An 11,856-nucleotide genomic window follows, 5' to 3' on the forward strand; every position below is an offset into this window, starting at 1 on the left:
TTTCTGGCTAATCACCTTCTGGATGTTTAACGCTATTGTATTACCGAACTGCCCATTCTTTCTTCAACGATTTGCATAAATTCACTTTGGACAGATTCCAGTTTTTCTTTGCTGCTGGCCAATGTAGAGGCGCTGATTCCAAAATAGAATTTAATCTTCGGTTCTGTGCCTGATGGCCTTAGGCAGATCCAGGTCCCATCTTCGAAGAAATACTTAATAACATTGGACTTCGGCAGGTCGATTACATTCTCCATTCCATCTGCTTCCGTTCTGATTCCTGTTAAGTAATCTTCAATAGCCAGGACCTTCATTCCTTTAAGGTCTTTTATCGGATTGGCACGGAAGGATGCCAGGGTCTGCTGGATTTTTTCTGCTCCTTCAATTCCTTTTAGAGTCATTGATTTTAACCCTTCAAGAAAATAGCCATATTCGTCAAATAAGCTAAGCAATGCATCATAAAGGGACATGTCCTTCTTTTTATAAAAAGCAGCCATTTCCGCAGCAAGCAAAGATGCCTGGATAGCATCTTTATCCCTTGCAAAGTCACCGATAAGATAGCCATAGCTTTCCTCATACCCAAACAGGAAACTGTATTCACCCGTCTCCTCATATTCCTTGATTTTTTCTGCAATAAACTTAAATCCTGTCAAAACATCGATGGTTTCTACACCAAAAGATGAGGCAACCCTGCGTCCAAATTCAGATGTTACGATCGTTTTTAGCATAATGCCATTGTCAGGCAGTGTATTCTTCTCTTTCTTCTGAGAAAGTATGTAGTGAAGCAGCAGCGCACCTGTCTGATTTCCTGTCAAAAGGACATACTCGCCATCTTTGTTCTTTGCAGCAATGCCAAGTCGATCGGCGTCTGGGTCTGTGGCAATTAGTATATCTGCATTAGTTTCTCTTCCATCTCTCATGGCCAGCTCAAATGCAATCTTTTCTTCTGGATTAGGACTCTTTACTGTTGAAAACTCAGGATCCGGCAGCTCCTGTTCCTTTACTACATGCACATGTTCATAGCCCAAAGCAGCCAGAGCCTCTCTAACCGGCTTATTCGCTGTACCGTGCAGAGGTGTAAAAACTACATGAACATCCGTTTCATTTGCGGCATCAGGGTTTTCGGAAATGGTAAGGAGCTGCTTCTGATAGGCCTGATCAACTGTAGCCCCAATCATTGTGATAAGGCCTTTCTCTTTTAAACTGTCCTCGTCCATCACTTCAATAAGCAGTTCGTTTTCTATTTCATTTACTTTGCCGATTACAATGTCAGCTTCAGCAGGAGTCAGCTGGGCACCGTCCGATCCATACACTTTATAGCCATTGTATTCCGGAGGATTATGGCTCGCCGTCACGACTATTCCTGCATAAGCATGCAGGTATCGGACTGCGAATGAAAGTTCAGGTGTTGGGCGCAGTTCGTCAAATACATAAGTCTGAATGCCTCTGCTTGCAAGGGTTTTAGCTGCTTCCATTGCAAATTCCGGGGACATGTGGCGTGAATCATATGCTATTGCCACCCCTCTGTTCTTTGCTTCCAATCCTTTTTCTTCTATGTATGCGGCAAGTCCCGCAGATGCCTTGCGGACTGTATATATATTCATGCGGTTTGTTCCCGGTCCTATTTCCCCGCGCATGCCGCCCGTTCCAAATTCCAGTCCCTTATAAAACGCTTCTTCAAGGAGCTTTTCATTTCCCTGCAGACGTTTCAGCTGTTCAAGTAATTCACTGTCCAAATTCTCATGGTTTATCCATCGTTCTGCCGCTGTCTTCCATTCCATTGTATGACCTCCTAAAAAAGCTTCACCATATCTTTTTCGAGTTCCAGACGGATATTCCTCTTTAAAACATCCGAGTTATTTTGACAAAATCCACCCTAAGATCAGGTATAAAAAGCATTGAGCGCCAGGTGAAAGGCGCTCAATCTGCAACTATATATTACTTCTTATATTTAATGCTGTAAATATCATGCCTGCGGTCTTTTAGCTGGCGCACCGTGCCATCCTGTCTTTGACGGCGGAGAATTTCCAGATCAACATCACCAATCAGGACCATTTCAATATTTGGATTGGTCTCTCCCACAATGCCATCCCTTGCAAACTCAAAATCAGATGGTGCAAATATGGCAGACTGTGCATACTGAATATCCATATTCTCTGTTTGCGGAAGATTGCCGACCGTCCCTGAAATAACCGTGTATATCTGATTTTCAACAGCGCGTGCCTGAGCACAATAGCGCACTCGCAAATATCCTTGGCGATCCTCAGTACAGAAGGGTGTAAATATAATTTTTGCACCTTTATCAGTCGCAATTCTCGCCAGCTCAGGAAATTCGATGTCATAGCAAATTTGGATGGCTATTTTTCCGCAATCCGTATCAAATACTTTAACTTCATCTCCGCGGCTGATCCCCCACCATTTGCGCTCATTTGGCGTAATGTGGAGCTTATACTGCTTTTCAATCGTCCCATCGCGGCGGAAAAGATAAGCGATATTATAAATCTCATCATCATCTTCTTTAACAAAATGAGAGCCGCCAATTATATTAATATTATATCTGACTGCCAAATCCGTGAATAACTCGATATATTGCTCAGTGTATTCCGTAAGCTTTCTGACCGCCAGGCTTGGTGACCGTTCGTCCAGAAAGGACATTAGCTGAGTGGTAAATAACTCGGGAAATACCGCAAAGTCAGAACCGGAATCAGAAGCAACATCTGTAAAATATTCCACCTGATGGGCAAATTCATCGAAGGATTTAATCTGCCGCATTAAATATTGCACCACGCATATACGGACCGGATAACTTGTTTTGTAAAAGCGCTTAGTCATTGGTCTGTAATCAACATTATTCCATTCCATCAGCGTTGCATATTTATTTGACTGCACATCATCCGGCAAATAGTTCGGGTTAATCCTCATCAGGGTAAAGCCATTCAGTAGCTGAAAGGATAAAACCGGGTCATAGATTTTATGAAGTGAGACCTCATTTACATACTCACGGGGGTTCATTTCTTTCGCGTATTTATGATAATTCGGAATACGCCCCCTATGATGATACTTTTTAAATTTAAAGATCTGACAAGCTCTTTTCTCTCCTCATACAGGCGGTGGCCAATTTTCATTCTGCGGTAATCCGGATGAACCATTACTTCTATTCCATAAAGGTTATAGCCTTCCGGATTATGGTTTGTTATGTATCCTTTGTCTGTTACATCATCCCAGGAATGACGGTCATCATACTCATCAAAATTGATAATAAGGCTTGAGCACGAACCAATGATTTCCCCATCATATTCTGCAACAAACTGGCCTTCAGGGAAAATATCCAGATGGCTTTCAAGCTGATCCTTCTTCCAGGGTATCATGCCTGGGAAACAGAGCTCCTGCAGGGCAATGATATGATCTATATCTGAATGCCGTGTATTTCTGATAATCATTTTTTTCTCAAACTTCTTTAAATCAAGCTTTGTCAATGGTGGTGCACTCCTTTTGGAAATAATAATTATCATGGGAGCTGATAAGAAAGTTCAGCCTCTCCAGTGACATACGACTCTTTTCCCTTTTTTACTGCATTCATAACACCCTATGAGTTTTCTTAGCCAATTTCCCTCTTATTCTTATCTTGCGTCTTTTCCTTTATATATATTTCTATAAATGTGTTGTATATCTTTTATTAATTTCCGTAATTCCCCCTATTCCTTTCTAATATCAATTAATATTACAAATGCCCTATTTCTGATGGTCCTTTGAACATGTTAATTTACAAGGGATGTCCAATAGCTTTATAATTTTAGAGTACATATTAATAAGGAGATTATTATGGAGAAAACACAAACAGACCGGCGGGAGAATTTGCTGTTTATTGCCTGGGCAGCATCGATTCTGGCCATGTTCGGCAGCCTTTATTTTTCGGAAATCAGGCAATACGAACCTTGCGAGCTTTGCTGGTATCAAAGGATTGTCATGTACCCATTTGCTGTCATATTAGGCTTGGCTGTTATTAAGAAAGATTATCGCATCAGCCTTTATACAATGGTGTTATCTGCAGTTGGAGCAGGGATTTCCATATACCACTATTCCATTCAGAAAATTTCATTTATGGCAGACCATGCAGCAGCATGCGGGAGAGTTCCCTGTACAGGGCAATATATTAATTGGCTTGGATTCATTACGATTCCGTTTTTAGCATTGACAGCTTTTATAATTATTTTTATTTGCAGTTATCTTGTCTGGAAGAAAACCAAGGAGGTAGCAGAATAATGAAAAAGGTCATTATTTTTCTTGCCATTATCATTGCGTTATTCGCAGCTGTTGGAATCTTAACTAAGATGCAAAATGAAGAAAAAGTTTCTGGGAATAATCCATATGAAAAGGATTCACTTCATCCTGAAACAGTCAAACAGCTTGAAGACCCAAATTATCAAAATCTGATTCTTCCTGAAGAATTGGACAAAAAGTTAAATGAAAATGAAGATGTAACTGTGTATTTTTATAGCCCGACATGCCCTCATTGCCAGAGGACAACTCCTATTGTGTCTCCGCTTACAGAAGATATGGGCATTGACCTGGTTCAATTCAACCTGCTTGAATTTGAAGACGGCTGGGACAATTACGGAATTAAGGAGACTCCAACAATTGTTCAATTCAAAGACGGCAAAGAGGTTAACAGAATTACTGGCTACCAGGAAAAAGAAGTCTTTGAACAATGGTTTAATGAGAATTCGAAATAACCAAAAACGCCTGCGGCTGCAGGCGTTTTTCTATACGAGCATTTCATTTGCGGCTTTGGCGTAGACACTGAACAAATTATTCCGCGGCATCCTTTCTCCGCAAAAATGACTGTAGGCAAATGGAAATGACAAACCGAATTCTTGAAGTATTTGAACATTTTTGGCGAAAATCATCTCATATTTGTCATTCATCTGACGGGATTCCAGAATAGCCATTAGCGTCTGCAGTCCTGCTATAACCTGATAAGCCTCCTTTAATGTTCCGAAGTATTCAAAGTGCCGTGTAGAAGTATGTAAAATCTTCTGCTGTTCAAATTCTCTAATGTCATCATCTGTGAAATAAAGAGGAAACACATTTGAATAGAATTTTCTAATTAACTCTTGAATTTTTTGTTCCTGATCAGGAGTTGATGCAAATACAACTTTCACTGATAACCCACCTTTGTAATCCTTGTAATCAGTTCGTAATATATACATAAGAATATCATATTCTGAAAGCCCTTTAGGGTGGTAATTATACCCATGGAGAAGGGATTTGTTGACATTTATTCCTCCTGCGGAAATAGATGGCACAGTCGTAATGCTTTATAATTAGTTCTAAAGTTCTATATTAACTCCATTTTAAGTAAAATAAAAGGTGGTTTTAAATATTACAATAATAATCTGTGGACACCTATTCCTTTTATCCGCTGATTATAAAGGCTAATATAGTTATTGTAATTAATTTATATGTAGAAAAGTCACGATTATTCAACCAGGATAAGGAGCAATTTATGGTAAAAATACAAAGGTTTGGCGAATGGTGTGAAATAGAGGTGCCTGTTCACTGGGAAGGATATACCGTCGAATACATAGTCCGGACATTATGGGGAGCACCAAAAAAACAGACACACAATATGAGGATGAACAAGCAGGTTGTAACCAATGATGCCCCAGCCAATTGGACAAACCCGCTGCAGGCAGGGGATAAATTAAAATTCCATTTCTTCAGGGAGGAAGATTTGGGACTTATACCCTCTTATTATGACATCGAAGTACTCTTTGAAGATGATCATTTACTTGTTTTGAATAAGCCTGCAGGCATGGACACACATCCTAATTCTCCAGAACAAAATAATACCTTAGCAAACGCTGCAGCCTTTCATATGCAGATGCAGGGCGAATACAGAAGCATAAAACATATACATCGCCTGGACCGAGATACGACCGGTGCCATTTTGTTTGCGAAGCACGCATTGGCAGGAGCAATCCTGGATAAAAAACTGGAAGAAAGAACAATTAAACGTACATATTTAGCATTAGTTCATGGAAGGATTTCTAAGATCAGAGGAACCATCAGCGAGCCAATTGGGCGGGACAGACATCATCCAGCCAGAAGAAGAGTATCTCCCGGCGGCCAGCCTGCTGTCACGAACTATGAACTAATTGAATACTTTCCTAATCTGAAGCTTTCACTTATTAAATGCCGTCTGGATACTGGCAGAACACATCAGATCCGTGTTCACCTCAGCCATATCGGACATCCGCTTGCAGGGGATATTTTATATGGCGGAAAACCTGCTTTTCCACGTCAGGCACTGCACGCCGTAAAACTTGAGATTCCACACCCGTTCTTAGAAGAAACCATAGTCTGTCATGCGCCTTTCTTAGATAATCCTGAGATATTTAAGGGAATTGATCCGTATTGCTTTTAAGAACGATTCATAGCTGCCCTCTAGAGAGGCAGCTTTTTATGTCGCTATAATAAAGAGCAGAGGCTTTCAGCGCAAAAAAAGAAGCCCCATATGGGACTTCTTTCAAATGATTCTATTAGTCATGAGATTTACGCATAGCCTTCATGATGAAGCCTACGATGAATACAAGCACGATAGCACCAATTAAAGCAGGAATAATAGCAAAGTCAGCTACTACAGGACCCCAATCACCAAGAATCAATGAACCTAACCATGCACCAACGAAACCAGCAATGATGTTACCAATAATTCCTCCTGGAATATCTCTTCCCAAAATCATACCTGCTAACCAACCAATGATACCACCTATAATTAATGCCCATAAAAAGCTTAACATTGAAAATCACTCCTCTTTTTGATTTGAATTAGTTTCTGTTCAGATTAAGAATTTCATTCAGCAGCTGCGCAGCTTTTGGTGATCTTATGTGCTTGTATAATTAAATTACCCAGGATTCTCTATCTAAAACCACAAATTAAAAAACTATTCTTCTGGAAAAATTTTATAATTACCAAAAAAATAAAAAAACATCCCTAAGGATGCTTTTTGAATAGCTTAATTAAAAATCAAAATTGTCCGGGTCAGCCCCAAATCGCTGATCTTTATTTAATGTATTCATTTGTCTCATTTCTTCTTGAGTTAATTCAAAATCAAAAATATTTGCATTTTCCCTTAATCTTTCTTCTTTAACTGACTTGGGGATTACAATAATACTGTTTTGGAAATGCCATCTTAATATAACTTGGGCTGATGATTTGCCGTGACCCGCGGCAATTTCTTTTATGGCAGGGTCCTCCAGCACTCTGCCCCTTGCAATTGGAGACCAGGCTTCCACTTTTATATTGTGCTCATCACAAAATGCCCTCAATTCTTCCTGGGATAGAAGAGGGTGAAGCTCAACCTGATTTACTGCAGGCTTTTCAGCTGAGTTTTCCATTATGTCCTTTATATGATGAATTTGAAAATTGCTCACGCCGATGGCCCTTACCTTTCCATCCCTATACAGCTTTTCAAGCGCTCGCCAGGTTTCCAGGTATTTCTCCTTAACTGGCCAATGGATTAGATATAAATCGATATACTCTAAACCCAGCTTCTTTAAACTTTTATCAAAGGCATCTAATGTTTGCTCATATCCCTGGTCCGTATTCCACACCTTTGTCGTTATGAAAAGCTCTTCCCTGGGAACACCGCTTTCTTTTATTGCCCTTCCAACACCCTCTTCATTTTCATAAAAGGCAGCAGTATCAATTAGCCTGTAGCCTATGTTGATTGCATTTTTCACTGTGTCTTCAACCTGCTGGCCCTCTTCTACTTTATATACTCCCAGCCCGAATTGGGGCATTTCAACTCCATTATGTAAGGTTAAAGTGCTGCTGATATCCTTCATATAATGAAATCATCTCCTTCATGTTTTTTACTTCATTTTATCATTTGCATGAAAAGGAGACCTACTATTTACACTTCCAAAACAAAAGCGATTGCCCTAGGGAGGCAATCGCCCATCTATATAAACGGCATATGCCGGGATTGTGATATCGCTATTTTTCGTCACCCCTTCTTATGTAAGATTGATTTTCCCGGTGAAAAAATGTCCTAAACAATGGACAAAAAATACTTTTTGAAGCTCTCCGAAACAATTGAATTTAGGCCAAAAAAAGCAGCCCGAAAAATCAGCTGCTAAAAGTTTTAACCAATAATAAAATTGTTTCTTTCCATTCCATAGAAATATAACCGGTGCAGAGGCCTTGTCATAGCGACATAAAGAAGCTTAATATCCAATTCAGACTTTATAGAAAATTCTTCCTCAAGCGACAGAATTATGACCCCGTCAAATTCCAGACCCTTTGCCAAATAGGAGGGGACGATGACGATTTCATCCTTTGGTATGCTTTCCTGCTCCTGCAGCAGTTTAAAAGGGAGCTTGGCATGCTTTTTAAAAAGGCCATGAATGAGCAGACAGTCTTTCATCGTTTTCCCGATCACCGCAAATGTTTTATAATCTTCTTTTTTCAATGAAATTACCTGTTCCTCAAGCTGCTGTACAAGCCTATGGCCATTCTCTCTCTTGATAAATTCAGGACTTTTCCCATGGCGGACAACCGGCTCGACTTCAGGGAATGAATAGGGGAGAAGCTTGAGCAATTCATTCGCCTTTTCCATGATTTCCACGGTGGTACGATAGCTTTTCTGAAGCTCTGTATATGTTGCACGAGGAAAAATAAAGTCAAGAACCTCCTGCCAGCTTGTTAGTCCCCTGTAGGAATGAATTCCTTGTGCAAGATCCCCCACTAATGTGAACATATCCGTATCAAGTGACTTTTTTAAAGAGAGGAGCTCCATGAAACTGTAATCCTGTGCTTCATCAATGACGATATTTTTTGCCTTCAGCTCTTTAGGGATGCCAAAAAGGCTTTCCTGCAAGTAAAGCATTAAAGCTAAGTCTTCTCTCTCATAAACCTTTTTCCTGAACAATTTCCTGCAGTACTCACATAGCAGATCTGCATCTTTTAGAGGCAATTTCCCGCCTGACAATCTTGAAAGACGGTTGGAGTCTTCAAACAGGTCTTTATAATAACGGATAAGGCTTTTTTCGGAAATTGCTTCATGTATTTTGGCACAGCAGTTCTGAAGCTTTTCTTTAATTCTTCCAGCCTGGCAGCTTTTTTATCAAGCGCATCTGAAACATACTGTCTTCTTTTTTCCGGGTCTTTCCCTCTGTTAAGGGCCCTTTCAATTCTCTCGTCATAATACGTTTCAATTTTCTTTATGATATTTTTCTTTTTCTTAGCAAGATCGTTTTGAAGCACAGCCTTTAACTTTTCGAGCCTTCGATAAAGAGGCAGATAATTGTAATCCTCCAAAAAAGCTGGAAGAATTTCTTATGGCTGAACAGCCTGAATTTATCTACCATAAAATCATCACTGGGGCAGAAGCTATTATAAATTTCTTTTAGGTAATTGGTGAGGATTGTCTGAAAAACGGGCGATCCTTTAATGGATGATGCCCAGGCTGCAAGGTTTACTTCTTCACTGCCATGGTCTTCAAGCAAGTTCACCAATTTACTGTCATCAGCCATTTTAAGATCCTCACCAAGACATGCCAGCACATATTCCTGGAAGGTAGTCTGGCGGACTCTTTCTACCCCAAGCTCAGGAAGAGCTTCTGAAATATAATCAATGAATAGCCTGCTTGGTGCCAGAATCATAAGCTGTTCAGGTGCAAAATTTTCTTTGTACTGATAAATGAAATAACTAATCCTGTGCAGGGCAATTGTTGTTTTTCCGCTTCCTGCTGCCCCCTGAACAATGATGGGCTTATTCAAATCAGCACGTATTATTTTATTCTGTTCTTCCTGTATGGTTGAAATAATTTCTGTGAGGCGGTTGCTTGAGCTTTTAGACAGTGATTCCTGAAGCAATTCATCTGTAGTCGTGAGGTCTATATCCCGGATCTCATCCAGAATCCCATCTTCAATCATATATTGCCGTTTCAATGACAGATGGCCCGTAAAGCTTTCTTCATAGGAATGATATTGAACCTCTCCCAGCCTGCCTTCATAGTATAAATTGGCTATCGGAGAACGCCAGTCAACGATAATCTGCTCCTGATTCTCCCTTGAATACAATGAAGTTTTGCCTATGTATAAGATCTCTTTTTCATTTAAATCTTCTCTTAAGAAATCAATTCTGGCGAAATATGGCTTTTTCCGGGCTTTTTTCAATTGTTTTAATTCATCTTTGGACATTTCAAAGAAACGGGCATTTGTCAATAAAGAAGAGTAACTTAAACTGGATTCAAGCCAATCAACGTCTTCAAAAGCTTCTTTCATATTTTCCTGGAACTTATCTTTGCTGGATTCTGACGTTTTAATTACGACATCAATATAACGTTTCGTAAATTCCAGCCGCTGAGTCTCCTGCTGAAAATCGGGGTGTTCAAATTCAGATGGCATATGTTTCTCCTTTCAATTGTTTTTCAGCCGCAATGGAGAAATACATATGAGCATACGCGTGGGCAGAAAAATATATTATCAGAAAAATCTGCAAGAATCAAGGGATGATAAAGACAAATTTGTTTTTGTCGAATTAGGGTGTTAAATGCATTGGCAATCATGTTAATTTATAATATAGAAAAACACTCTTTAGGAGGTGATGAAAGTGGCCATTGCAGTTGCAATGCCTGATAATGCAGCGTCTCATGCAAAGCCTGATATTGGTGGCGATACTTTGCATGAGGCGGTAATAGACTAATTTATTATCGCCCATTCAGCTAAAACCATTTCTGATATCGGCTTTGCACCTTATTCATTTTTTATTAACAAAAATCAATAAGGAGCTGGCAGAAATGAGTTATGTAAAAGCGAATGCCGTTTTACCGGAGACTTTGATAGCAGAAATTCAAAAATACGTTCAGGGTGAGGCAATTTATATCCCCAAGCCTGAAAAGGACTACCAAAAATGGGGCTCACGCTCTGGAGCGAGAAAAGCCCTGGATGAAAGGAACCATTCTATTAAAGGCGCCTTCCAAAACGGCAAAACAATCTCTCAATTGGCGGAAGAATATTTTCTTTCAGTTGAAACAATCAAAAAAATAGTTTATAAAAAGTAAATATTCGCACTGAACCTTGTTCAGTGCTTTTCATATGCCAAGTTCATTTCCTAATCGTTTTATACATTTACATTTTTATGTAATTCTTTTAAAGTGAAGGTGATATATAAAGGTGCTGTAGGTATAGGAGTGTGTATAATGGAACCTTTCATCAGGAATGATCAATATAATTTTATTAAATATCAGACGCAGGTGCTAATTAATGGCCATGCATCTGTCAATGATACAGGAGTGCTGAATGCACTGAAATCTCTTTCTGCTGAGAAGGTATTGGGCCTTTTTGAAGAACTTAGCGAGGAACAGAGACAGCTTCTTTTACCGGTCAGTGATATAAAAGAAAGAGATCAGGCTGATGCCTTTTTGGAACAAATAAAGGAATACGTAATACCGTTTGCATCATTGACGGAACAATCCATCAAAAAGCTGTTCCCTAAAGCAAAAAAATTAAAGATACCAGCACTTGAAGATATCGATTTCAGGGAAATAAGCTACTTAGGATGGGACGACAAAGGCACAAACAGGAAGTATATGATCAGCCTTATGGATGGCAAACTGACTGGCATATATGGAACATTTAAACCGCTGGGCAAAAAAGGGATCTGTGCCATCTGCAACAAATTCGAAGAAACAGGCATGTTCTTAACTGAAACCAAGGGTACTCAGCTGGGTACCTATACAAAAAAGGGAATTACATTTGCCAGGACAGCCAGAAATGCAATGCGAATTTAAATTCACTGGAAAAGCTTCATGATTTTATCGGAAGGCTTAAAGGATAGATGAATATCTC

Annotated in this window: 11 protein-coding genes and 2 pseudogenes; 5 read left to right on the forward strand and 8 right to left on the reverse strand. The window is 39.7% G+C overall.

Annotation, left to right across the window (positions count from 1 at the left end; all coding sequences use genetic code 11):
* Window positions 1-32: 32 nt before the first annotated feature.
* Window positions 33-1,778 carry a phospho-sugar mutase gene (locus M5V91_RS15375; protein WP_251174451.1) on the reverse strand — a complete coding sequence of 582 codons (1,746 nt, stop codon included), beginning with the start codon at window positions 1,776-1,778 and terminating at the stop codon, window positions 33-35.
* A gap of 157 nt (window positions 1,779-1,935) precedes the next feature.
* Window positions 1,936-3,509: pseudogene (locus tag M5V91_RS15380) on the reverse strand (GNAT family N-acetyltransferase).
* 310 nt (window positions 3,510-3,819) lie between these two features.
* Here M5V91_RS15380 and M5V91_RS15385 point away from each other — a divergent pair.
* Both M5V91_RS15385 and M5V91_RS15390 read left to right on the forward strand, forming a co-directional pair.
* Window positions 3,820-4,260: a disulfide oxidoreductase gene (locus M5V91_RS15385; RefSeq protein WP_009331514.1), complete on the forward strand. Its 441-nt coding sequence runs from the start codon at window positions 3,820-3,822 to the stop codon at window positions 4,258-4,260.
* Window positions 4,260-4,730 carry a thioredoxin family protein gene (locus M5V91_RS15390; RefSeq protein ID WP_009331515.1) on the forward strand — a complete coding sequence of 157 codons (471 nt, stop codon included), beginning with the start codon at window positions 4,260-4,262 and terminating at the stop codon, window positions 4,728-4,730. Before M5V91_RS15385 ends, M5V91_RS15390 begins: the two co-directional genes overlap by 1 nt.
* 30 nt (window positions 4,731-4,760) lie before the next feature.
* On the opposite strand, the gene M5V91_RS15395 is transcribed toward M5V91_RS15390, so the two are convergent.
* Window positions 4,761-5,159 carry a YhcU family protein gene (locus tag M5V91_RS15395; protein WP_009331516.1) on the reverse strand — a complete coding sequence of 133 codons (399 nt, stop codon included), beginning with the start codon at window positions 5,157-5,159 and terminating at the stop codon, window positions 4,761-4,763.
* Window positions 5,160-5,503: 344 nt separating this feature from the next.
* On the opposite strand from M5V91_RS15395, the gene M5V91_RS15400 reads away from it, so the two are divergent.
* Window positions 5,504-6,424 (forward strand): RluA family pseudouridine synthase, encoded by a 921-nt coding sequence (locus M5V91_RS15400; protein WP_071157663.1) that lies wholly within the window; start codon window positions 5,504-5,506, stop codon window positions 6,422-6,424.
* 115 nt (window positions 6,425-6,539) lie between these two features.
* Here M5V91_RS15400 and M5V91_RS15405 read toward each other — a convergent pair whose 3' ends face one another.
* From M5V91_RS15405 to M5V91_RS15425, 5 genes are all read right to left on the reverse strand, one after another.
* Window positions 6,540-6,800: a GlsB/YeaQ/YmgE family stress response membrane protein gene (locus M5V91_RS15405; RefSeq protein WP_009331519.1), complete on the reverse strand. Its 261-nt coding sequence runs from the start codon at window positions 6,798-6,800 to the stop codon at window positions 6,540-6,542.
* A gap of 220 nt (window positions 6,801-7,020) precedes the next feature.
* Entirely contained in the window at window positions 7,021-7,848 is an 828-nt protein-coding gene (locus M5V91_RS15410) for an aldo/keto reductase (protein ID WP_009331521.1), read from the reverse strand.
* Between the two features lie 299 nt (window positions 7,849-8,147).
* Window positions 8,148-8,978: a 3'-5' exonuclease gene (locus tag M5V91_RS15415; RefSeq protein WP_284521334.1), complete on the reverse strand. Its 831-nt coding sequence runs from the start codon at window positions 8,976-8,978 to the stop codon at window positions 8,148-8,150.
* The gene (locus tag M5V91_RS15420) at window positions 8,969-9,268 is read right to left on the reverse strand and encodes a hypothetical protein (RefSeq protein ID WP_284521335.1); all 300 of its coding nucleotides are present in this window, start codon (window positions 9,266-9,268) and stop codon (window positions 8,969-8,971) included. The genes M5V91_RS15415 and M5V91_RS15420 overlap by 10 nt, the downstream gene beginning before the upstream one ends.
* A gap of 5 nt (window positions 9,269-9,273) precedes the next feature.
* The gene (locus tag M5V91_RS15425; protein ID WP_284521336.1) at window positions 9,274-10,413 is read right to left on the reverse strand and encodes a HelD family protein; all 1,140 of its coding nucleotides are present in this window, start codon (window positions 10,411-10,413) and stop codon (window positions 9,274-9,276) included.
* A 392-nt stretch (window positions 10,414-10,805) separates the two neighbouring features.
* On the opposite strand from M5V91_RS15425, the gene M5V91_RS15430 reads away from it, so the two are divergent.
* Window positions 10,806-11,069: a CD3324 family protein gene (locus tag M5V91_RS15430; RefSeq protein WP_009331524.1), complete on the forward strand. Its 264-nt coding sequence runs from the start codon at window positions 10,806-10,808 to the stop codon at window positions 11,067-11,069.
* A 138-nt stretch (window positions 11,070-11,207) separates the two neighbouring features.
* Window positions 11,208-11,845, forward strand: a pseudogene (locus M5V91_RS15435) (FusB/FusC family EF-G-binding protein).
* Window positions 11,846-11,856 lie beyond the last annotated feature (11 nt).

The organism is Cytobacillus pseudoceanisediminis, from assembly GCF_023516215.1.
GTDB lineage: Bacteria > Bacillota > Bacilli > Bacillales > Cytobacillaceae > Cytobacillus > Cytobacillus pseudoceanisediminis.